This is a genomic window from Eleftheria terrae, assembly GCF_030419005.1.
Taxonomy (GTDB): Bacteria; Pseudomonadota; Gammaproteobacteria; order Burkholderiales; family Burkholderiaceae_C; genus Caldimonas; species Caldimonas terrae.
Genome location: NZ_CP106951.1, coordinates 4385916 through 4407760, shown reverse-complemented (window position 1 = coordinate 4407760; position 21845 = coordinate 4385916). Strand labels below are relative to the sequence as shown.

Sequence of the window (21845 nt, the reverse complement as noted above, 5' to 3'; positions counted from 1 at the left end):
CCGCCATTGCCAGCCCCGGCAGGGCCCGCGGCTGGCAGCAAGGCCGGCTGACCGCCCGCAAGCTGGGGGACGGAAGCGCCGGCGCTGCAACCCGCGTCAGGCCGGCAGCCACGCGGCAGTCCGCCTGCCGGGCGGCCTGACAGCTTCAAGCCAGGCCGGCGTACCGGCCCGCCACCTCAGGCCAGCAGCGCCTGCGCGAATTCGCGGGCGTCGAAGGTCTGCAGGTCTTCGAGCTTCTCGCCGACACCGATGAAATACACCGGCACCGGCCGCTCGCGTGCGATGGCGGCCAGCACGCCGCCCTTGGCGGTGCCGTCGAGCTTGGTCACGACCAGCCCGGTGAGCTTGAGCGCCTCGTCGAAGGCCTTCACCTGGGCCAGCGCGTTCTGGCCGGTGTTGCCGTCCACCACCAGCAGCACCTCGTGCGGCGAGCTGGGGTCGGCCTTGGCGATGACGCGGCGGATCTTGCGCAGCTCCTCCATCAGGTGCAGCTGCGTCGGCAGCCGGCCGGCGGTATCGGCGATCACCACGTCGCAGCCGCGGGCCTTGCCGGCGCTCACCGCGTCGAACGTCACGGCGGCAGGGTCGCCGCCCTCCTGGCTGACGATCTCCACCTGGTTGCGCCCCGCCCAGACCGCGAGCTGCTCCCGGGCAGCTGCGCGGAAGGTGTCGGCGGCCGCCAGCAACACCTTCTGGTCGGCCTCCGCCAGGTGGCGGGTGAGCTTGCCGATGCTGGTGGTCTTGCCCGCGCCGTTGACGCCCACCACCATCATCACGGTGGGCGTGTGCTGGCCCACCACCAGCGAGCGCTCGAGCGGCTTGAGCAGGTCGGTGATGGCGTCGGCCAGCAAGGTCTTCACCACCGCCGGGTCCGTGGCCTTGCGCTCCTTGACGCGGCGCTTCAGGTCCTCGAGCAGGAACTCGGTGGCCTTCACACCCGTGTCCGCCATCAGCAAGGCCTCCTCGAGTTCCTCGTACAGCGCGTCGTCGATCTGCGTGCCGGTGAAGACCTGGGTGATGCTGCTGCCGGTCTTGCGCAGCCCGGCCTTCAGCTTGTCCAGCCACGAACGCCGTTCCTCGGCTGGTGCGGGCTCGGCCGCGACGGGAGCGGGCGGCGGCTCAGCCGCAGACGGCACGGGCGCGGCCAGTGGCACGGCCACCCGCGCCGGCGAGGCCTGGGGCGACGGCACAGCGGCGGGCGGCGCCGGGGCGGGCGTCGTCGGAGCGGGAGCCAGGACGGGCGCCGGCGCCGGCGCAGGTACAGGCGTCGGCACCGGCACGGGGGTCGGCGCGGGCTTGGGCACAGGTGCGGGCGTCGGCACCGGCACTGCCGCAGGAGGCGTGCTCGGCCGCGGCGCCGTCACCTCCGCAGCTGACGGCACCGGCGCGGCGGGTGGCAGGGGGGCCGCCACCGGCTCGGCCACCGGAGCCGGTGCAGCAGGCGAGCGGCGGAAGAAGCTGAAGAAGGAAGATTCGGGAGCGGGAGCGGGGGCGGGGGCCGGCACCGGCGCCGCGCCGCTTTCCGCGGCAGACGGGGACGCGGGCTCGGGGGCGGGAGCAGGCGGCTTTTTCTTGAAGAAGCTGAACATAAAGGCGTGGTGATGAGCCATCGATTCTAAAGACCTCGGCCATGCCCCCCGGGCGCCCGAGGTCAGGCTGGCATCGCAGCCACACGCCTACAATCCGGGCGCTTCGACGCCTTGCACCATGCCCCCACCTTCCAACCGCCCGGCCCCGCCCCATGAAGTCCGCATCATCGGCGGCAGCTGGAAGCGCACCAAGCTCGCGGTGCTCGACAAGCCGGGCCTGCGGCCCACCCTCGACCGCGTGCGCGAGACGCTCTTCAACTGGCTGGGCCAGGACCTGACCGGCTGGCATTGCCTGGACGCCTTCGCCGGCACCGGCGCGCTCGGCTTCGAGGCGGCCTCGCGCGGTGCGGCCCAGGTGGTGATGCTGGAGACCGATGCGCAGCTGGTGCGCCAGCTCAAGGCCCTGCAGGCCCGCCTGCAGGCAGGCATGCTGCGCATCGACAACAGCGACGCCTTGCGCTGGATGCGCAAGGCCGCGCCAGCGCAGTTCGACCTGGTGCTGCTGGACCCGCCCTTCGAGGCGGGCCTCTTCGATGCCGCCCTGCAGGCGGCGGCGCCGCTGCTGCGCCCGGGTGGCTGGATCTACCTGGAAGCCAATGCGCCGACCTCCGACGCGCAGCTGCAGAGCCTGCGGCTGCAGGTGTGGCGGCAGGGGCGTGCCGGCGCCGTGCATTTCTGCCTGCTGCAGCAGGCCGGCCCGCCCGCCTGAGGGCAGGCCGGCGGCAACCCAACACGTACACTGGCGCCCAAGGAGGAGTTGAACCATGCCTGACAGCCAGCGCATCACCGCCGTCTATCCCGGCACTTTCGATCCGATGACCCTCGGTCATGAAGACCTGATGCGACGCGGCAGCGCCTTGTTCGACCGCTTGATCATCGCGGTCGCCGCCGGTCATCACAAGCGCACCATGTTCTCGCACGAGGAGCGCCTGGACATCGCCCGGGAAGAGGCGCGGCCTTACGCCAACGTCGAGGTGATGGCCTTCGAAGGCCTGCTGCGCGACTTCGTCGTCAGCCATGGCGGCCGGGTCGTGATGCGGGGCCTGCGGGCCGTCAGCGACTTCGAATACGAATTCCAGATGGCCGGGATGAACCGCCAGCTGATGCCCGAGGTGGAGACCGTCTTCCTGACGCCGTCCGACCAGTACCAGTTTGTCTCGGGCACCTTCGTGCGCGAGATTGCCATGCTCGGCGGTGATGTCTCCAAGTTCGTGGCACCCTCGGTGCTGAGGCGCCTGCACGACCGCGTGAAGGCGCAAGGCCGCTGAAGAGGACCCGCCGCCATGGCCCTGATGATCACCGACGAATGCATCAACTGTGATGTGTGCGAGCCCGAGTGCCCGAACCAGGCGATCTCGATGGGCGTCGAGTTCTACGTGATCGACCCCCATCGCTGCACCGAATGCGTGGGCCACTTCGACGAGCCGCAATGCGTGCAGGTCTGCCCGGTGAGCTGCATTCCCATCAATCCGGCCCATGTCGAGACACCGGAGCAGTTGCGCACCAAGTACGAACGCCTGCAGCGCGGTGAGGCAAGCGCCGAGGCCGCCGCCTCCGCGAACGCCGGACAGGGCGGCCCGGGCTGACGCAGCCCCCGCCTCAGCGCTTGCCGCGCTGACGCGCTGGCCCGGCCAGCGCCCCCTTCTCTTTTCCGTGGCGCACGATGTGCCGGCGCCCCGAGCGGGGCCGCTGGCGCGCGCCCCGGCTGTCCGCCTCAGGGGCCGCCTGCCTGGCATCTGCAGCGGCATGGCGGATGCCGCCCGCGGCCAGCGGCTGCGCCTCCTGCTGCAGCCGGCGCCGCTGCAGCTCCTCGGCCACCGTCGCCTGGCGCTGCAGGCTCTGCTCGGCGGCCGCCCGCTCATCCTCGCCGGGCGCGGGCGGCACGACGACCTCCCGCGCCTGGGGACACGACTGCTCCGAATAACTGTTGCCACATCGGTAGATGGGAGCCTGGGCGGCCGAAGTGCCGGCGGCAGCCAGGGTGTACAGCACGAGGAGCAGGCGTGTCACTGTCATGGTGCAGTCAAGGGGTCGTCGGGTTTGGGAGGCCGCGGCGGTTTGGGCCGCGGCGGCTTCGCATGGATCTGCCGTGTGGCTTGTTCCATCTCGCCACGCAACAGGGCGTCCAGCGCGGGCAGGGTGCGGTCGATCGCCGCTTCGAGCGCCACCCGGTGATCGGGCGACGGCTTGCGCAGCACATAGTCGGCCACCTCGTGCTTCACACCGGGGTGGCCGATGCCCAGGCGCAGCCGCCAGTAGTCGGGGCTGCCCAGCTGGGCATGGATGTCGCGCAGGCCATTGTGGCCGGCATGGCCGCCACCCTGCTTGATCTTGGTCTCGCCAGGCGGCAGGTCGAGCTCGTCGTGCGCCACCAGGATCTCGTTCGGCGCGATCTTGAAGAAGCGCGCCAGGGCGGCGACCGATTTGCCCGACAGGTTCATGTAGGTCTGCGGCTCCAGCAACCAGACCGGGCCGTCGACGTCGGGCAGCGGCCGGTTCACCCGGGCCACCAGGCCCCAGTAGCTGCGCTCCAGCTGCAGCGAAGCACCGAGCTTGCGGGCAACCGCATCGATCCACCAGAAGCCGGCGTTGTGGCGGGTCGCTTCATATTCCGGCCCGGGATTGCCCAGGCCCACGAAAAGTCGAATCATGGCCGCGATTATGGGTTCGGCCCACAGGGGGCCCAAAGCAAGAAGCCCCGCCAAGGCGGGGCTTCTGGATGCAGGGGCAGCGGCTCGCCGGACAGCGAACCGCGGGCGGCAAGCCGATTACTTCTTGCCCTTGCCCTTGCCCTTGCCAGCATCGGCAGCGGGGGCCGGCGCGGCTTCGACGATGACTTCCTCGACCGGGGCCACGACGGTGGCGACCACCGGGTTCGGGCGGCCGTGCGTCACCACCTTCACGCCCTTCGGCAGGGTGATGTCGTTGACGTGCAGCGATTGGCCCTTGTTCAGGTTGCCGAGGTCCACCTCGATGAACTCGGGCAGCTGCTGCGCCAGGCACTGGATCTCCAGATCGGCGATCACGTGGCTGATCGTGCACTTCTCGGTCTTGACGGCCGGCGAGTTTTCTTCGTTGATGAAGTGCAGCGGGACCTTCTTGACGATCTTGGTCTTCGGGTCGATGCGCTGGAAGTCGACGTGCAGCACTTGCTGCTTGAAGGCATGCATCTGCAGGTCACGCAGCAGCACCTTCTCGACCTTGCCGGCCAGTTCCATCTCCAGGATGGAGGAGTGGAAGGCTTCCTTCTTCAGGGCGTGGTAGAGCGCGTTGTGATCCAGCTCGATCATCTTGGGCTCGCCGGCACCGTAAACGATACCGGGCACCTTGTCGGCGCGACGCAGGCGGCGGCTCGCTCCGGTCCCCTGCAGTTGGCGCTCAAAAGCGACGAATTTCATGCATGTCTCCAATTGACATCAGCGTCCGCGACCAGACGCAAAACGGGCCGCCCGACCTGCCCTTCGGCAGCAGCGGCCCACCGCCAGGCGCCACCATGGCGCCCGGTTCATTCCCGGCATCAGAAGTTGTTGTTCTGCTCCGAGAACAGGGAAGTCACCGACTCGCCGTCGGAAATCCGGCGGATGGTTTCGGCAAACAGGAAAGCCACCGACAGCTGGCGGATCTTGGTGATCGGCTTGGCAGCCTCGGCCAGCGGAATGGTGTTGGTGATGACGACTTCATCCAGCGCCGAGGTGCGGATGCGCTCCAGTGCCGGGCCCGAGAACACCGGGTGGGTGCAATAGGCGTAGACCGACTTCGCGCCCCGCTCCTTCAGCACCTCGGCCGCCTTCACCAGCGTGCCGGCGGTGTCGATCATGTCGTCCATGATCACGCAGTTGCGGCCTTCGATCTCGCCGATGACGTGCATCACCTCGGACACGTTGGCCTTGGGACGGCGCTTGTCGATGATGGCCAGGTCGCAGCCCAGCTGCTTGGCCAGCGCACGCGCCCGCACCACGCCACCGACGTCGGGCGACACGACCACCAGGTCTTCGTAGTTGCGCGACTTCAGATCGGACAGCAGCACCGGCGACGCGTAGATGTTGTCGACCGGGATATCGAAGAAGCCCTGGATCTGGTCAGCGTGCAGGTCCATCGTCAGCACGCGGTTGATGCCGACGACCTCCAGCATGTTGGCCACCACCTTTGCGCTGATGGGCACGCGCGTCGAGCGCGGCCGGCGGTCCTGGCGGGCATAGCCGAAATAGGGGATGACGGCGGTGATGCGTCGGGCCGAGGCGCGCTTGAGCGCGTCGGCCATGATGCACAGCTCCATCAGGTGCTCGTTGGTGGGCGCGCAGGTTGGCTGCACGATGAAGACATCGCGGGCACGCACGTTCTGCTGGATTTCGACGGTGACTTCACCGTCGGAGAAGCGGCCCACCGAGGCCTGGCCCAGGGACAGGCCGAGATGATTGGCGATCTCTTGCGAGAGCGAGGGATTCGCGTTGCCGGTGAACAGCAAGGTGTCGGACAGCATCTTCCTCTCCGTCGAGGGCTACAGTGACAGTGTCGAGACCGTCTTGAAAGTCGTCACCCCGGCACACACGCACCAGCACGGGCATCGCTCAAAACTGCAGAACCTCTGGATCGTCATTCTTGGAAGAATGCGGTCCAGAGGTTCCAGGATGGTTTGGCAGGGGAGGAAGGATTCGAACCCTCGAATGTCGGAATCAAAATCCGATGCCTTAACCGACTTGGCGACTCCCCTACACCGGCCCTCGCTACAGACAAGCTGCAGCGCCAGCCTTCAATCGTCGCGTTCAGTCTGTGAGCCAACCCTTGAGCGGGTGAGACTCCAGACTTCGACATTGTCTCCCGATCCAGCCTTCGGGAAGCTGAATATCTTCCACAAAAGCCGCGTCGTTTTCAACGCCGATTTTCTCTTGCACCCTCGCGAATACCGCGCTACCCGAGCCCGTCATGCGGCTGTTGCCAAAACGGCTCTTGAGCAACACGGCGGCTTCTTCGACTTCTGCGCACAGCGCCTGAGCTGCTGCTTGCATATCGTTCTTGCCGAAACCGCTTTGCTGTGCAAGAAAGTCCATGACTATAGCAGGCGATGAATCACGTGCCAAGAGGGGGCTGCGAAAAATTTCTGCGGTCGGCAAACTCGCCTTCGGCTTCACCACATAGAACCGCTCGCCAGCCAGGCGCAGTGGGGTCAAGCGCTCGCCGATGCCCTCGACCCACGCCGGGCCGTCGCCGAGGAAGAACGGCAGGTCGGCGCCCAGCGTCACGGCGAGCTCCATCAAGCGGCTGCGGCTCCAGTTCAGGCCCCAGAGGCGGTTGAGTGCCAGCAGCGTGCTGGCGGCATCGGAGCTGCCGCCGCCCAGGCCGGCCCCCCACGGCACCTCCTTGCGGATGGAGATGTCCACGCCGTGGCGGCTGCCACTGGCGGCCTGCAGCGCGCGGGCCGCGCGCAGGCAGAGGTCGTCGGCCGGCAGGACGGCACCCAGGTCGTGGCGGGCGATGCGGCCGTCGTCACGGCGCTCGAAATGCAGGGTGTCGCACCAGTCGATCGGCACGAAGACCGACTGCAGGAGGTGGTAGCCATCCGGCCGCCTGCCGACGATGTGAAGGAAAAGGTTCAGCTTGGCAGGAGCCGGCACGTCATAGAGGCACTTCAGCATGGAGAGGGCACCACCCGTGCTCAGGAGGGGTCGAGCTTGGCCCGCACGGTGACCGCCGGCGGGGTCACCCGCACTGCGGTGACCAGGCCCTCGGCCGCCTGGCCCAGGTGGACCTGCCAGCCGAGTTGCACGAAGCCGGGCTGGCCGTCGGGCAGCGGCTCGCTCGGCGCCTCGCCCCAGGGCTGGCCGCGCAGCCAGTCGAACAAGGCAGCGACCGGCACCGCCTCGCCCACCATCTCCCGGGTCAGCTCGTCGAGGTCGGCGAAGCGGCGCGCCTGCCCGTCGGCGCGCAACCACGCTTCGCCGGGTTGCCACGACGCCACTGCCAGCAGGCTGCCGAGCGGAGAAGACAAGCGCAGTTCACCTCGCTCGGGCCGGCCCAGCAGCTCGAAGGCACCGCTGGAGGCACGCACCCGCGAGCCCGGCATGTCGGGCTCGACCCGCACCGCCAGCCGGCCAGACGCCGCCACCGGCAGGGCGTCACCCTGCTCGGCCGCTGGCTGGCTGGCACAACCGGCCAGCACGGCCAGCGCCAGCAGGCCCAGCGCCGGCCAGGCGCGCCACCGCGCGCCGCGCCAGGACAAGCACCTCACAGCCCCACCCTCAGACGCACCAGCGTTTCCTTGAGCACGTCGTTGCCGGCGTCCTTGTCGCGCCCTTCGCGCCAGACCTTGCGCGCCTCGTCATGGCGCCCCAGCGCCCACAGCACCTCGCCCAGGTGGGCGGCAATCTCGGTGTCGGGGCGCGCCTTGTAGGCGCGCTGCAAGTGCTGCAGCGCCTCTTCGCGGCGGCCCATGCGGTATTCGATCCAGCCCAGGCTGTCGATGATGAAAGGCTCGTTCGGCGCCAGCTCCAGCGCCTTGGCGACCAGGTCGCGGGCCTCCGGCAGCCGGGTGTTGCGATCGGCCAGCGTGTAGCCGAGTGCGTTGTAGGCGTGGTAGTGGTCCGGCTTGAGCTCGATCACCCGGCGCAACAGGCGCTCCATTTCGTCGACCCGCTGCAGCTTCTCCGCGATCATGGCCTGTTCGTAGAGCAGGTCCACGTCCTCCGGGAAACGCCCGTTGGCCTGCACCAGCACGCGGTAGGACTCGCCCCAGTCCTTCAGGTCGCGCAGCAGGTGGGCCTCGGCCAGCAGCTTGGCACGGGCGTCCTGTGGCGAGCGCTCGGGGCTGGCTCGCAGCAAGGCGCGGCCGTCGCCCACGCGGCCCTGCTTGGCCAGCAGCGCCGCACGCCGCGCCTGCACGGTCAGTGGGTTCTGGCCCGCATCGATCTTCGCCAGCCAGGACTCGGCCTGGGTGAAGTCACGCTGCTCCTCGGCGGCCTGGGCCAGCAGCAGGTAGGCCTGTGTCAGTGCGTCGGAGGGCGACTCCAGCGCCACGCCGCCGTCGCCATCCGGGTCGTCGTCGGTATCGGTGTTGGTGTCGCTGTCGGCCTGTGCCGCCGGTGTCGCTGCACTGGCCGCCGAAGCGGCAGCCGCCGCTGTGGCTGCCTTGGCGGCCGCGGCCTGGCGCAACTCGACGAAACGACGCAGCGCGCGCTCGGCCTCGCGCGGCTGCTTGAGCTCGAGCTTGAGGGCACCCAGGCTCAGCCAGGCCGGCGCCATCGCGGGGTTGGCCTGGGTGGCCTGCTCCAGCTGCGCCGCCGCTTCGCCATAGCGTTGCAGGCTGACCAGCGAGCGCACATAGGCCAGGCGCAAGGCACCGCTCTGCGGCTTGGCCTGCAGATGGCCCTTGAGTATCGCTTCGGCCTGCGGCTGGGTCGGCAGCAGCTCCAGGGCGAGGACCGCCGGCGCTTCGGCGGCGGGGTCGAGCCGGTGGGCCTGCTCGGCCAGCGCCAAGGCGCGCTGCGGCTCCTCGGACAGCAGCCGCATGCGGCCGTTCGACACCAGCACCGCCACCTGGGTCTGAGGAATCGAGGCGTAAGGCTGCAGGGCCTGCTCCAGCACGCCGGTCAGGGTCTTGATGTCCGCGGCGCGCGCGAACAGGCGCGGCAGCAGCACGATGGTGGCCGCGCGTTCATTGGCCGGCGTGTTGGCCAGCAGTGCGCGCAGCGGGTCGAGCGCCTCGGCCGGCCGGTTCAGGCCCACCAGCAACTGTGCAGCGAAGCGGTGCGCCTCCACCGAGCGAGGCAGCGAGGTGCGCCAGGCCTGGGCGGCAGCCAGGGCCTGGTCGCCGGCACGGCCCTGCACCGCGATCTCGACTGCACGGCGAAACAAGCGCTCGTCACTGGACTTGCGGGCACCGTCCAGCAGGATCTCGTAAGCCGCGCCGGCATTGCCCGAGCGCAGCTCCATCTCGCCGATCAAGAGTTGGTAGAACAGGGCCGCGCCCAGCTCGGAATTCTTGTCCACCGGTGCCGCCGACGCAGGCGCTTCGGCAGGCGCCAGCTCCTTCGGGGCGGCAGCAGCGGCCTGCGGCAGGCCGGCGAAAACGCCGGCAAGACAGGCCGTGACCGAGAGCAGGCGGAACAAGGGGGCGGCACGCGGCATAAACAAGGCTCCTGAAACCGGGGATGCAAATTCCGCGCCCCCACGCCGGTCTGATTCTACGAAGCGCCTGATAATTCCCCGATGCCTGAGTTACCGGAAGTTGAAGTCACGCGATTGAGCTTCGCCGAGCGCATCCGCGGGGCGCGCGTGCAAGCGGTGCGGCTGGGCAAGCCGCTGCGCTGGCCGCTGGGCTGCGACCCGGCAGCATTCGTTGGCCAGGCGGTCGGCGAGGTGAGCCGCCGCGGCAAGTACCTCTGGCTCGCACTGGAGCGCGGCGGGCTGCTGCTGCACCTGGGCATGTCGGGCTCGCTCAGCTTTTCGGCCGAAGCGCCACCGCCCGGCCCGCATGACCACTTCGACCTGCAAACCAGCCATGGCGTGCTGCGCCTGCACGATCCACGCCGCTTTGGCGCGGTGGTGTGGTCGAGTTCGCTGGCAAGCGAGCCGGCCGCCAAGCTGCTGGGCACGCTCGGCATCGAGCCCTTCGACGCGGGTTTCACCGCCGCCTTCCTGCACGGCCGCCTGCGCGGCCGGCGGGTCGCGATCAAGCAGGCGCTGCTGGCCGGCGATGTGGTGGTGGGCGTCGGCAACATCTATGCGTCCGAGGCACTGTTCCGCGCTGGCATCGACCCGCGCGCCATGGCCGGCCGGGTCAGCCTGGCGCGCTGCCAGCGGCTGGTGGATGCGGTGCGGGCCACGCTGACGCGCGCGCTCGAGGCCGGCGGCTCGACGCTGCGAGACTTCCGTGACGCTCAGGGCCACAACGGCGCTTTCCAGCTGGAGGCCCAGGTCTACGACCGCGAAGGCCTGGCCTGCCATGCATGCGCCACGCCGGTGCGTCGTATCGTGCAGGGCCAGCGCTCGACGTTTTTTTGCCCGAGCTGCCAGAAGCGCTGATGCGCCCTGCGACCGGCCGGCGCGCGGAACAATCGAGCAGGCGGCGCGCACCCTCCCTCCACCCGACATCGAGGCAACAACCGGTAACATCCGTGCAAGTCGAGCAGTAGAACGCAGCGCTGCCGCGACAAAGCGCCCGCCCGGCCTTGACCGGCCGGCCTTGGGCTACCATCCTGGGGTCTTCGTGTTGTTCCCTTGCCGGCGTACCTTCATGGCCCCGTCTTTTGCTAACAAGCTCGACGCGCTCAGCGCGTGGCGCACAGGTCTGGAGTCGCGGCTTCGGGAGCTGTCCCGCTTCCTCTTCGAGCACGACCTGCTCGATCAGCCCGGTGCGGAGCTGCTCGACGCACTGGCCCAACGCCTGGGCGGCGAGAAGCTGGTGGTGGCCTTCGTGGCCGAATTCTCGCGCGGCAAGTCGGAGCTGATCAACGCGATCTTCTTCGCCGACACCGGCCGCCGCATCCTGCCGGCGACGCCGGGGCGCACCACGATGTGCCCGGTGGAGCTGAGCTACGACGCCGACGAGCCGCCCTCGCTGCGCCTGCTGGACATCGACACTCGCCTGCACCACCAGTCGCTGGGCGAGTTGCGCGGTCATGCCGGCGCCTGGAAGCAGGTGCCCCTGAACATCAAGCGGCCCGACCTGCTGGCCGACGAGTTGCTGCAGGTGATGCAGACCAAGAAGGTGCCGATGGAAGCGGCCCGCGAACTTGGCTTCTGGGACGATGCCCGCCCGCAGGACAACCCGCCACACGATGCGAACGGCCTGGTGGAGGTGCCGGCCTGGCGGCACGCGATCATCAACTACCCCCATCCCCTGCTCAAGCGCGGCCTGGTGGTGCTGGACACGCCGGGCCTCAATGCGATCGGCGCCGAGCCAGAGCTGACCGTGAGCCTGCTGCCTTCGGCGCATGCGACGGTGTTCATCCTGGCGGCCGACACCGGCGTGACCAAGTCCGACCTGGCGATGTGGCGCGACCACCTCTGCGGCCAGGCGCTGGCCCGCTATGTGGCGCTGAACAAGATCGACACGCTGAGCGACCCGCTCAGCCCGCAGGCCGAAACCGAGATCCACATCGCCCGCCAGCGGGCGCAGACGGCCGAGATCCTCGGCGTGCCGGAGACGCGGGTGTTTCCGATCTCGGCCAAGCTGGCCCTGACGGCCCGTGTCGCCGGCGATGCCGACGACCTGCGGGCCAGCCGCATCCTGGCGCTCGAGGACGCGCTCGGCCAGCAATTGCTGCCGCAACGGCGCGAGGTGCTGCAGCAGGCGGTGCTCGACGGCACGGCCCACATCGACAGCCAGGTCGGCCGCAGCCTCTCGGACCGCCGCCGCCAGATGGCCGAGCAGTTGCTCGAGCTGCGCGGCCTGCGCGGCAAGAACAGCACCATGGTGAGCCTGATGCTCAAGCGGGTGGGCGCCGAAAGCGCCGAATTCGAGCAGTGCATCTCGCGCGTGCAGGCGATGCGCGCGGTGCACACCCGCATGCTGAAGGAGGCGCTGCTGACCATCAGCAACGACGTCGTGCGAGAGCGCACAGAAGTGCTGCAGGAGAAGCTGCGTGGCGCCATCCTGAACCTCGGTGCCAAGCGCGCCTTCTCCGAAATGTGCGGCGTGCTGCGTGGCCGGTTGGCCGAGGCACAGGCCAAGGGCAGCGAGATCCACCAGATGCTGGGCGCCTCCTTCGACAAGCTCAACGCCGAGTTCGGTTTTGGCCTGGCAGCGCCAAAGGCCCCCGACCTCTCGCGCTTCATTCGCGACCTCGACCTCATCGAGCGCAACTACATGCAGTACCTGGGGCTCTCGCATGCGCTGCGGCTGTCGCAGGGCCGCTTCATGGAGCAGTTCCGCCGCATGCTGGTGTCCAAGCTGCGGGTGGTGTTCGAGGGCGCCTCCGGCGAGCTGGAGTTGTGGAACAAGGCGGCGTCCTCGCAGATCGACTCCCAGCTGCGCGACCGGCGCCGCAACTTCAAGCGCCGCCGCGAATCGCTGGAGCGGGTGCAGGCCGCCAGCAGCGAGCTGGAAACCCGCATCCTCGAAGTGGAGGCGCAGGAAGACCGGTTGCGTCAGCTGCAGGCCCGCCTGGCCACGCTGCTGGCCCAGGTGCATGCCGCCGCCACCGGGCCGCTGCCGGCCGCCGACGCCCTCGAAATCGCCCTGCCGATGACCGGCACGGCCGCCAGCCACTGATGCCTGCCCTGGTGCGGCACCGCCTGCGGGCGGTGCCCTGCCCTGCCCGATGACCGGAAGCGAACACCCCTCTCCGCCCGCCCTGCCCGACTTCGAGTCGATCCGCGCTGCCTTCGGCCACCGGGTGGTGGAGTGGCAGCGCCAGCATGGCCGCCACCGCCTGCCCTGGCAGCAGACGCGCGACCCCTATCGCGTCTGGCTGTCAGAGATCATGCTGCAGCAGACCCAGGTGAGCACGGTGCTGGGCTACTACGACCGTTTCCTGCAGCGCTTCCCCGACGTGGTGGCGCTGGCCGATGCGCCGCTGGACGATGTGCTGGCCGCCTGGAGCGGCCTCGGCTACTACAGCCGCGCGCGCAACCTGCACCGCTGCGCGCAGGCGGTGCGCGACCAGTGGCAGGGTCGCTTTCCGCCCACTGCGGCCGACCTGGAGACCCTGCCCGGCATCGGTCGTTCCACCGCGGCCGCCATCGCGGCCTTCTGCTATGGCGAGCGGGCGGCCATCCTGGACGGCAACGTGAAGCGGGTGCTGACCCGGGTGCTGGCCTATGGCGAGGACCTGGCCTCGACACGCCACGAGCGCGAGCTGTGGGCAGCCGCGGTGCAGCTGCTGCCGGAGCAGGGCATCGAGAGCTATACCCAGGGCCTGATGGACCTCGGTGCCACGGTCTGCCTGGCGCGCTCGCCCAGCTGCCTGCTTTGCCCGGCGCAGGCCTTGTGCCGCGGCCGCGCCGAGGGCCGGCCCGACGCCTATCCGGTGAAGAGCCGCAAGCTCAAGCGCTCGCGGCGCGAGAACTGGTGGCTGTGGCTGGAACATGAAGACCGGGTGTGGTTGACCCAGCGGCCCGACACCGGCGTCTGGGCCGGCCTCTACAGCCTGCCCGAATACGCCAGTGCAGAGGCGCTGGCAGAAGCGGCCGCCGCCCTCGGCGGGCAGGCCCTGCCACAGCCGAGCATCGAGCACACGTTGACGCACTTCGACTGGGTGCTGCACCCGGTGCGGCTGGCCGTGCAGAAGCCGCCCGCCTGGACCGGCGGGCAGTGGGTGCCCTATGCCCGGCTTGCCGACGTGGGCCTGCCGGCGCCCTTGCGAAAGCTGCTCGCGCGGCGCTGACGCACCGGACGCCCAGCCGTATCCCGGCGAAGCACCGGCCCGGCTGAGGTGCCTGTGCGCTGCGAGTCAGCCCCAGGCGCTTGCCGGCCCGCAGCCGCACCGCAAGAATCGGCCAGCCTCGCCGCTCTCAGCGACGACACCACTCGCCCCGCATGCCGGGGCCTGCCTGCCATGCGCCACCCTTCGAACCACCTGCCCAGCCTGAAGGCCCTGCAATGTTTCGTCGCCGTCGCCGAGGAGTTGAACTTCAGGCGCGCGGCGGACCGGCTGAACATGACCCAGCCGCCACTGTCGCGGCAGATCCAGGGCCTGGAGGACCAGTTGCGGGTCCGGCTGCTGCGGCGTGACACCCACCAGGTGAGCCTCACCCCGGCCGGGGAGGCCTTCCATCGGGACGTCCACGCCGTCCTCAAGGCGCTGGATGCCGCGGTCGGGTCCGTCCAGCAGTTCGTCGAGGATGAGCCCGCAGCGGGTGGCGCACCGCGCATCGGCCTCACCAGCGTGGTCGACTTCTCGCTGATGCCGCACCTCGACGCGCTGCTCAGCGATCCGCGCTTCGCCAGCGGCCAGGCCCTGGAGCGCGCCTACTCCCGGCAGTTGGTGGAGCGGGTGCGCCGTGGCCGGCTCGACATGGCCATCGTCGGCGACATCGCCGCGCCCACCGAGGACCTGAGCGTGCAGGCCCTCGTGCGGGAGTCGATGCTGGTGGCCCTGCCGGCCAACCACCCGGCCGCCGGGCAGGATCGCCTGCGCTTGCGCGACCTGGGAGACACGCCGCTGTTCTGGTTTCCGCGTGCCGACAACCCGGCCTTCTACGACAAGTGCGAGCGCGTGTTCCGCGTGCAAGGCTACGCGCCGCCGCGGCGGCTGGAGCCGAGCGACTTCACCCGGCTGCTGGCCGGCGTGGCGGCCGGCGAAGGCCTGGCCCTCTGCCCGGCGTCGATGCGGGCGGCCTCGCGCATCGGCGTGGTCTACCGGGCGCTCGACGAGGCGCTGGAGCAGCTGCTGGGCATCCAGCTGCAACTGGTGTGGCGCGCCGCCGAGGCCCGGCCGGCGGTGCTGGAGCGGATCGAGATGATCCGCCAGGCGATGGCGCCCCACCCCTGAGCCGGTGCTGCCGTGCAGCGGCCGTCGGGCCAGGCCGCATCAGGCATGGATGCCCTTCATGCCCTCGGCGGTGTAGCGCATGCCGCGCACCTGCCCGGGCGCCAGGTCGCGGTCGAGCTGCTGCAGGTCATCGGCATGGAGCTGCACCGACAGGGCCGCCAGGTTCTCCTGCAGGTAGGCCAGGCGCCGGGTGCCGGGGATCGGCACGATGTGCCCGCCCTGGGCCAGCAACCAGGCGAGTGCCACTTGGCCCGGCGTGGCGCCGTGGCGAGCGGCGACGGCGCGCACGCTGTCCAGCAGGCGCAGGTTGTGGGCCAGGTTGTCGGCCTCGAAGCGCGGGTTGCTCCGCCGGAAGTCCCCTTCCGCCAGCCCCTGCGTGCTGTTGAGCCGCCCGGTGAGGAAGCCGCGGCCGAGCGGCGAGTAGGCCACCAGGCCGATGCCCAGTGCCCGGGTGGCCGGCAGGATGTCGTGCTCGACCTCGCGGCTCCACAGGGAGTACTCGCTCTGCAAGGCCGCCACCGGATGCAGCCGGTGGGCCCGCTCCAGCGTGCGGGCCGACACCTCGCACAGGCCCACATGCGCGATCTTGCCCTGCTGCACCAGCCGAGCCAGGCAGTCCATGGTCGCTTCAAGGTCGGCGGCGGGGTCCACCCGGTGCAGGTAGAACAGGTCGATGCGCTCCAGCCCGAGCCGCTGCAGCGACGCCTCGCAGCAGCGGCGGAGGTAGGCCGGTTCGTTGTTGATGCGCCGGGCATAGGCGGCATCGGCCGGCCGCTCGATACCGCATTTGGTGGCCACCTTCAGCTGGCCGGCGGCCACCTCGGCATGGCGCGAGCGCAGGAACTCGCCAATCAGCCGCTCGTTGTGGCCGCGACCATAGACGTCCGCCGTGTCGATCAGCGTGACGCCACGATCGACCACCTCATGCAGCAAGGCCATGGAGGCCGCATCGTCCGACGGGCCGTAGAACTCGCTCATGCCCATCGCGCCATAGCCGAGGGCCGACACGCTCAGCTGCTGGCCCAGCCGGCGCTGCGGCAGCGGCGAGGCGGTCGGGGTGACGGGGGTGGTGTGCATCTCGATCTTCTCCTGGTTCCGGGGCGCCGCCGGGATGGCCATGCCCACACGCCAGCGATGGTGCCGATGCAGCCAGCCGCGCGGAATTCCGGATTCGGCAATACCGGCGCGGCATCACCACCCCGCGCAGCGCCGCGCGCCCCGCGGATGGGGGCAACGAAGGCGCCAAGCAGAAGAAGCCGAGCCGATACCTGGGAGGAAGCGGAAGGAAACGCACCGATGCCGCGGCAGGCAGCCGCAGGGCCCACCGGCCACCGGCGGCCGGTGCCTCAGCTGTCGAGGATGCGCTTTTGCCGCAGGAACTGGTGGACCAGCTGCAGTCGCACCAGCGGGTCGTCCAGCTCCATCAGCTTCTGGCGTGCGGCCAGCGGGATGGGCAGGATCTCGCACCAGCGGTTGGCGATCCAGCCGGCGTCGTCGAACCGGTAGGGCTCGAGGAAAGGCAGCGCGCCCTGCTCCTTCTGCTTCATCGTCTGGATCAGCTGGGCCAGCGCGGTCGCGGTGCTCAGCAACTCGCGGGTGGGCAGCGCAGCGGCGTCGTGGTCGATCAGCTCCACCTCGGCCGTCCAGAGGCCGTCCTCGCCCTGCCAGCTGTCGAGCGCCCGGAAGCGTCGCCCGCCGCGGCAGCGCACATGCAGGATGCCGGGCTGGGTGCTGTCCACATCGATCAACTCGGCCAGGCAGCCGACCGGCTCGAACTCGATCGCATCGGCCGGCAGCTTCACTTCCTGCCCGCGCCGCAGGGCCACCACGCCGAAGGAGCGGTTTTCGCGCAGGCAGGTGCCCATCAGGTCGAGGTAGCGGGCCTCGAACACCTTGAGTCCCAGCAGGCCATCAGGAAACAGCACCGATTGCAGCGGGAACAGGGGCAGGCCCTGCAGGTCGACGGTGGCGGGGCTCATGCCGCGGCCTCCCGCGCATCGAGCTCCCGGTGCCGGACCAGGGTGGCACCCCGGGCACGGAAGCGCTGCGCGAGCTGCTCGACGCAGTACACCGACCGATGCTGCCCGCCGGTGCAGCCGATGGCCACGGTGAGGTAGTTGCGCTGGTCCTGCTCGAAGGCGGGCAGCCAGCGGCGGATGAAGGCCTCGATCTGGGCCACCATTTCCGGCACTTCCGGCTGGTTCTCGAGGTAGTCGATCACGTCGGCGTCGCGGCCGGTCTGCGGGCGCAGCTCCCGCACGTAGTAGGGGTTGGGCAGCACGCGCACGTCGAACATGTAGTCGGCGTCCAGCGGCACGCCGTGCTTGAACGCAAAGGATTCGAACACCAGCGTCAGCTTGGCCGCCGGTGCCTGCACCAGGTTCTTGATCCAGCTGCGCAGCTGCGCGGTGCGCAGCTCGCTGGTATCGACCACGCTGGCCGATTGACGCAGGTCGGACAGCAGTTCTCGCTCCAGCTCGATGGCCTCGATCAAGGCGCGATGCGCATCGCCCAGGCTGTGCTGGTCCGACAGCGGATGACGCCGCCGGGTCTCGGAGAAGCGCCGCACGAGCGTGTCGGTGGACGCATCGAGAAACACCGAGCGCACCGTCACGCCGGCCTCGCGCAGCTTGTTCATGGCCGGCAGCAGGTGGGGCAGCGAGCGGGCGCTGCGCACGTCGGCTGCAATGGCCAGCCGTGCCGTGCTGCGCGAGTGCTCCAGGGCCACGAAGCTCTCGATCAGTTCGGGCGGCAGGTTGTCGACACAGAAGTAGCCGGCATCCTCCAGCGCATGCAGCGCGACCGACTTGCCCGAACCGGAGATGCCGGTAATGAGCACGACTTCGCGCAGCGAGGATCCGTTGGAATGGGGGGCGCCGGCCTCGGGGGCGGCACCGGCTTCGATAGGACTGCTCATCAACGTTTCCGTGGGCGGGCCGGCGCAGCGGGCATGGGTGCCTCGGCCGTCGCGGTGGCCAGCATCTCCTGGGCATGGGCAAAGCTGGTGCCCGACAGCTGTTGCCCGCCGAGCATGCGGGCGATCTCGGCCACCCGCTGCTCGCCGGCGACCGGTGCGACGCCACTGGTGGTGACGCCGCCGCTGCTGGCCTTGCTGACCAGCAGGTGCTGGTCGGCGCAGGCCGCCACTTGCGGCAGGTGGGTCACGGCCAGCACCTGGCGGTCGCGGCCCAGCTGCTTCATCAGCCGGCCGACGGTGTCCGCCACCGCGCCGCCGACGCCGGTGTCGATTTCGTCGAAGATCAGGGTGCCGGCTTCGCCCAGCCGGCTGGTGGTGACGGCAATGGCCAGCGAGATGCGCGACAGCTCGCCGCCGGAAGCCACCTTGGCCAGCGGCCGCGGTGTGCTGCCCTCGTGGCCGGCGACCAGGAACTCGACCGTTTCCAGGCCGTACGACTGCGGCGCTTCGAGCGCGGCCAGCGCCACTTCGAAGCGCCCGCCCGCCATGCCCAGCACCTGCATGGCCTGGGTCACTGCCGTGGACAGCCGCGGCGCCGCCTGGCGGCGCGCCTGCGACACCTGCCGCGCCGCCTCGTCGTACCGTTTGCGGGCGGCCGCTGCGGCGCGCTCCAGCCCCTGCAGGTCGGAGGCGGCGTCGAGTTGCCGCAACTCGTCCTTCCACGATTCGAGCAGCGCCGGCAGTTCCTCGGGCGGACGGCGGTAGCGTCGTGCCAGGCTGATCCAGGCGGCCAGCCGCTCGTCGAGCTCCTGCAGGCGCTGCGGGTCCAGCTCCGTGTGGCGCAGGTAGCCGTGCAGGCTGTGCGAGGCATCCTGCAGCTGGGCCTGAACGCTCAGCAGCACGTCAACCACACCTTGCAGCGACTGGTCGTATTCCGCGACGGACTGCAGCTTCTCGACCGCCTTGCCGGCCAGCTCGTCGGCGCTGCCATCGGCTTCACTGACGACTTCCAGGGCGCCCTGCACCGCGTCCAGCAAGGCCTGCGCATGGCTCAGGCGCTTGTGCTCGGCATTCAGCTCGTCCCACTCGTCGCTGGCGGGCGCCAGCTTGTCGACTTCACCGATCTGCCAGCTCAGGCGTTCACGCTCCCGCTCGAGGTCGGCCTGGCGGTTGCGGGCATCGTCCAGGCGCTGCTGCGCTTCGCGCCACGCCCCCCAGGCAGCCGACAGCGGCTGCAGCTCGGTGCCGGCATAGGCATCGAGCAGGGCGCGCACCGAGTCATTGCGCGTCAGGCTCTGCCAGGCATGCTGGCCATGGATGTCCACCAGGTGCTCGCCGGCGGCCTTCAGCTGCGCGACGGTGGCGGCGCTGCCGTTGATCCATGCGCGGCTCTTGCCCTGGGCATCGATGGTGCGGCGCAGCAGCAGCTCGTCGCCGCTGTCGAAGCCGGCCTCTTCGAGCCAGGGCAGCAGGCTGGCGGGCAGGTCGAAGGCGGCGGTGATCTCGGTGCGCTGCGCACCTTCGCGCACCACGCCGGCGTCGCCGCGGCTGCCCAGGGCCAGCTGCAGGGCGTCGATCAGGATGGATTTGCCCGCGCCGGTCTCGCCGGTGAGCACCGAGAAACCGCCAGCCAGCTCGAGGTCGAGTTCACTGACGATGACGAAATCACGCAGGACGATGCGGCGCAGCATCTCAGGACCCCACCCCTTCATTCCAGTGCAGCTTCTTGCGCAAGGTGGCGTAGTAGCTCCAGCCACGGGGATGCAGGAAACGCACCTGGTGGGCGGAGCGCCGCACCCGGATGCGGTCGCCGTGGAGCAGGCTGGCCAGGCTCTGCATGTCGAAATTGGCGCTGGCGTCGCGGCCGGCAACGATCTCCACCGTCACATGGCTGGCATCGGGCAGCACGATGGGCCGGTTCGACAGGGTGTGCGGTGCAATGGGCACCAGCACCCAGCCCTTGATGCCGGGGTGCAGGATGGGCCCGCCGGCCGACAATGCGTAGGCGGTCGAGCCGGTCGGCGAGGCGATGATGAGGCCGTCGGCACGGAAGTTGGCGACGAACTGGTCCTCCACGTCCACCCGCAGCTCGACCATGCTGGCGGTCGCGCCGCGACTCACCACCACGTCGTTCATCGCAATGCCGTCGAAGATGACCTCCCCGTCGCGCAGCACCTGTCCTTCGAGCATGGTGCGGTGTTCTTCCTCGTAGTCGCCGCGCAGCATGGCACCCAGCACGTCGCCCACCTGGTGCACCGGCACATCGGTGATGAAGCCGAGGCGCCCCTGGTTGATGCCGATCAGGGGCACCCCGTAGCGCGACAACTCGCGGGCGATGTGCAGCATGGTGCCGTCGCCGCCGACCACGATGGCCAGGTCGCACTGGGCGCCGATGCCGGCCACATCGAGCGTCGGAAAGTCCGACAGCTCGGTGTTGCGCGCGGTGTCGCTGTCGAGCGTGACATCGGCGCCGAGGCGCGAGACGTACTGCGCAATTTCCTCCAGCACAGGCTCGATGCCTGAAGCCTGGTACTTGCCGATCAAGGCCACATGACGGAAGCGCGACTGCATGGCGGGATTACACCACAGCGCCTTTGCCACACCGCGGTGCCAGGCGCCGTCCCTGCAGGCCTGACAGGCGCCGCTGGCCGGGGCGCAGACGCCCCGATACAACTGTGCACGGCACCCTGGATCAGCCGCCCGGCAGCGCTCTACAATCTTTTGCATGTTGGACGAACGCGCCCGGATGCTGCTGAAGACGCTGGTCGAACGCTATATCGCGGACGGCCAGCCAGTGGGTTCGCGCACGCTCTCCAAGGCGTCGGGCCTGGAGCTCTCGCCGGCGACCATCCGCAACGTGATGTCGGACCTGGAGGAGCTGGGCCTGATCGCCAGCCCGCACACCTCGGCCGGCCGGGTCCCCACCGCACGGGGCTACCGCCTGTTCGTCGACACCATGCTGACGGCCCGCCCGCGCGAGATCGATCCTGCCGCGCTGGAGGGTGCCGAGCCCCTGCAGCCCGACCAGCCGAAGCGAGTCATCGCCAACGCGGCCCACCTGCTGTCCAACCTGTCGCAGTTTGTCGGCGTGGTGACGTCGCCGCGCCAGCCTTCGGTGTTCCGCCACATCGAGTTCCTGCGCTTGTCCGACCGGCGGGTGCTGGTGATCCTGGTCTCGCCGGACGGCGATGTGCAGAACCGCGTCATCTTCACCGAGCGCGACTACAGCCAGTCGCAGCTGGTGGAAGCCACCAACTTCCTGAACGCGCACTATGCGGGCCTGGCCATCGAGGAAGTGCGCCAGCGCCTGAAGATCGAAGTGGACCAGCTGCGCAGCGAGATTGCGGCGCTGATGCAGGCGGCCGTGCAGGCCGGCTCCGACGCGCTGGCCGAACACGACCAGCTGGTGGTGTCGGGCGAGCGCAACCTGCTGCAGGTGCAGGACTTCTCCAGCGACCTGGCTTCGCTGCGCAAGATGTTCGACCTGTTCGAGCAGAAGACGCAGCTGATGCGCCTGCTGGAGGTGTCCAGCCGCGCGGAAGGCGTGCGCATCTACATCGGCGGCGAGAGCCAGGTGGTGCCCTTCGAGGAACTGTCGGTGGTGTCGGCCCCCTATGAGGTGAACGGCACCATCGTCGGCACGCTGGGTGTCATCGGGCCCACCCGCATGGCGTATGACCGCATGATCCAGATCGTGGACATCACTGCCCGGCTGGTGTCCAACGCGCTGAGCCAGAAGTAGGCGGCCCGGTGAGCGGATGGGCGGCCCGGCGCCGGCCTGTCGCTCGGTGCCCCCACGCGGTCATGCGAACCGCCGTCGCCCCGTGGGGCGACCCGGCTTGGGCACAGCGCCGGAACGGCGGCGGTGCCGGCCTGCCCCGGGAGACGTCTCCGTGCCAGTTCGTGGTG

Annotated in this window: 21 protein-coding genes and 1 tRNA gene; 8 read left to right on the top strand and 14 right to left on the bottom strand. The window is 69.7% G+C overall.

What is annotated here, in order from left to right; translation table 11 throughout:
• Window positions 1–176: 176 nt before the first annotated feature.
• Window positions 177–1589, bottom strand: a complete 1413-nt coding sequence (gene ftsY / locus N7L95_RS19720; protein WP_301256952.1) for a signal recognition particle-docking protein FtsY — start codon at window positions 1587–1589, stop codon at window positions 177–179.
• Between the two features lie 118 nt (window positions 1590–1707).
• Between ftsY and rsmD the strand changes: the two genes are divergently transcribed.
• Genes rsmD through N7L95_RS19705 form a run of 3 tightly spaced genes read left to right on the top strand, consistent with a single transcriptional unit; the run spans window position 1708 to window position 3175 of the window.
• Complete coding sequence (gene rsmD / locus N7L95_RS19715; RefSeq protein ID WP_301256951.1) at window positions 1708–2298, top strand: 16S rRNA (guanine(966)-N(2))-methyltransferase RsmD; 591 nt, start codon at window positions 1708–1710, stop codon at window positions 2296–2298.
• A gap of 55 nt (window positions 2299–2353) precedes the next feature.
• Window positions 2354–2857 (top strand): pantetheine-phosphate adenylyltransferase, encoded by a 504-nt coding sequence (coaD, locus tag N7L95_RS19710; RefSeq protein ID WP_301256950.1) that lies wholly within the window; start codon window positions 2354–2356, stop codon window positions 2855–2857.
• 15 nt (window positions 2858–2872) lie between these two features.
• Window positions 2873–3175, top strand: coding sequence for a YfhL family 4Fe-4S dicluster ferredoxin (locus tag N7L95_RS19705; RefSeq protein ID WP_301256949.1), 303 nt, complete (start codon window positions 2873–2875; stop codon window positions 3173–3175).
• 13 nt (window positions 3176–3188) lie between these two features.
• Here the strand turns inward: N7L95_RS19705 and N7L95_RS19700 are convergent, their stop codons facing one another.
• The 8 genes from N7L95_RS19700 to N7L95_RS19665 all read right to left on the bottom strand — a co-directional run bounded on the left by N7L95_RS19700 (window position 3189) and on the right by N7L95_RS19665 (window position 9710).
• Window positions 3189–3605: a hypothetical protein gene (locus N7L95_RS19700; RefSeq protein ID WP_301256948.1), complete on the bottom strand. Its 417-nt coding sequence runs from the start codon at window positions 3603–3605 to the stop codon at window positions 3189–3191.
• Window positions 3602–4240 (bottom strand): aminoacyl-tRNA hydrolase, encoded by a 639-nt coding sequence (pth, locus tag N7L95_RS19695; RefSeq protein ID WP_301256947.1) that lies wholly within the window; start codon window positions 4238–4240, stop codon window positions 3602–3604. Before pth ends, N7L95_RS19700 begins: the two co-directional genes overlap by 4 nt.
• A 117-nt stretch (window positions 4241–4357) precedes the next feature.
• Window positions 4358–4987, bottom strand: coding sequence for a 50S ribosomal protein L25/general stress protein Ctc (locus tag N7L95_RS19690; RefSeq protein WP_301256946.1), 630 nt, complete (start codon window positions 4985–4987; stop codon window positions 4358–4360).
• Between the two features lie 119 nt (window positions 4988–5106).
• A complete protein-coding gene (locus tag N7L95_RS19685) occupies window positions 5107–6069 on the bottom strand; it encodes a ribose-phosphate pyrophosphokinase (protein ID WP_301256945.1) in 963 nt (320 codons plus the stop codon).
• A 154-nt stretch (window positions 6070–6223) separates the two neighbouring features.
• A tRNA-Gln gene (locus N7L95_RS19680) sits at window positions 6224–6300 on the bottom strand.
• Between the two features lie 52 nt (window positions 6301–6352).
• The gene (gene ispE / locus N7L95_RS19675) at window positions 6353–7222 is read right to left on the bottom strand and encodes a 4-(cytidine 5'-diphospho)-2-C-methyl-D-erythritol kinase (RefSeq protein WP_301256944.1); all 870 of its coding nucleotides are present in this window, start codon (window positions 7220–7222) and stop codon (window positions 6353–6355) included.
• 20 nt (window positions 7223–7242) lie between these two features.
• The gene (locus N7L95_RS19670; protein WP_301256943.1) at window positions 7243–7815 is read right to left on the bottom strand and encodes an outer membrane lipoprotein LolB; all 573 of its coding nucleotides are present in this window, start codon (window positions 7813–7815) and stop codon (window positions 7243–7245) included.
• On the bottom strand, window positions 7812–9710 hold the full coding sequence (locus tag N7L95_RS19665; RefSeq protein ID WP_301256942.1) for a tetratricopeptide repeat protein: 1899 nt from the start codon (window positions 9708–9710) through the stop codon (window positions 7812–7814). Before N7L95_RS19665 ends, N7L95_RS19670 begins: the two co-directional genes overlap by 4 nt.
• A gap of 81 nt (window positions 9711–9791) precedes the next feature.
• Here N7L95_RS19665 and mutM point away from each other — a divergent pair, with 81 nt between their 5' ends.
• The 4 genes from mutM (at window position 9792) to N7L95_RS19645 (ending at window position 15019) form a co-directional block, all read left to right on the top strand.
• Window positions 9792–10607: a bifunctional DNA-formamidopyrimidine glycosylase/DNA-(apurinic or apyrimidinic site) lyase gene (gene mutM / locus N7L95_RS19660; protein WP_301256941.1), complete on the top strand. Its 816-nt coding sequence runs from the start codon at window positions 9792–9794 to the stop codon at window positions 10605–10607.
• Window positions 10608–10818: 211 nt separating this feature from the next.
• Window positions 10819–12798: a dynamin family protein gene (locus tag N7L95_RS19655; RefSeq protein WP_301256940.1), complete on the top strand. Its 1980-nt coding sequence runs from the start codon at window positions 10819–10821 to the stop codon at window positions 12796–12798.
• 49 nt (window positions 12799–12847) lie between these two features.
• On the top strand, window positions 12848–13912 hold the full coding sequence (gene mutY / locus N7L95_RS19650; RefSeq protein ID WP_301256939.1) for an A/G-specific adenine glycosylase: 1065 nt from the start codon (window positions 12848–12850) through the stop codon (window positions 13910–13912).
• A 171-nt stretch (window positions 13913–14083) separates the two neighbouring features.
• Window positions 14084–15019, top strand: coding sequence for a LysR family transcriptional regulator (locus N7L95_RS19645; RefSeq protein ID WP_301256938.1), 936 nt, complete (start codon window positions 14084–14086; stop codon window positions 15017–15019).
• A gap of 39 nt (window positions 15020–15058) precedes the next feature.
• On the opposite strand, the gene N7L95_RS19640 is transcribed toward N7L95_RS19645, so the two are convergent.
• The 5 genes from N7L95_RS19640 to N7L95_RS19620 all read right to left on the bottom strand — a co-directional run bounded on the left by N7L95_RS19640 (window position 15059) and on the right by N7L95_RS19620 (window position 20507).
• Window positions 15059–16096: an aldo/keto reductase gene (locus N7L95_RS19640; RefSeq protein WP_301256937.1), complete on the bottom strand. Its 1038-nt coding sequence runs from the start codon at window positions 16094–16096 to the stop codon at window positions 15059–15061.
• 269 nt (window positions 16097–16365) lie between these two features.
• On the bottom strand, window positions 16366–16998 hold the full coding sequence (locus N7L95_RS19635; protein WP_301256936.1) for an LON peptidase substrate-binding domain-containing protein: 633 nt from the start codon (window positions 16996–16998) through the stop codon (window positions 16366–16368).
• The gene (gene rapZ, locus N7L95_RS19630; RefSeq protein ID WP_301256935.1) at window positions 16995–17936 is read right to left on the bottom strand and encodes an RNase adapter RapZ; all 942 of its coding nucleotides are present in this window, start codon (window positions 17934–17936) and stop codon (window positions 16995–16997) included. Before rapZ ends, N7L95_RS19635 begins: the two co-directional genes overlap by 4 nt.
• Complete coding sequence (gene recN, locus N7L95_RS19625) at window positions 17936–19627, bottom strand: DNA repair protein RecN (protein ID WP_301260192.1); 1692 nt, start codon at window positions 19625–19627, stop codon at window positions 17936–17938. The genes rapZ and recN overlap by 1 nt, the downstream gene beginning before the upstream one ends.
• A gap of 1 nt (window position 19628) precedes the next feature.
• Window positions 19629–20507 (bottom strand): NAD kinase, encoded by an 879-nt coding sequence (locus N7L95_RS19620; RefSeq protein WP_301256934.1) that lies wholly within the window; start codon window positions 20505–20507, stop codon window positions 19629–19631.
• Window positions 20508–20661: 154 nt separating this feature from the next.
• On the opposite strand from N7L95_RS19620, the gene hrcA reads away from it, so the two are divergent.
• Window positions 20662–21678, top strand: coding sequence for a heat-inducible transcriptional repressor HrcA (gene hrcA / locus N7L95_RS19615; protein ID WP_301256933.1), 1017 nt, complete (start codon window positions 20662–20664; stop codon window positions 21676–21678).
• Window positions 21679–21845 lie beyond the last annotated feature (167 nt).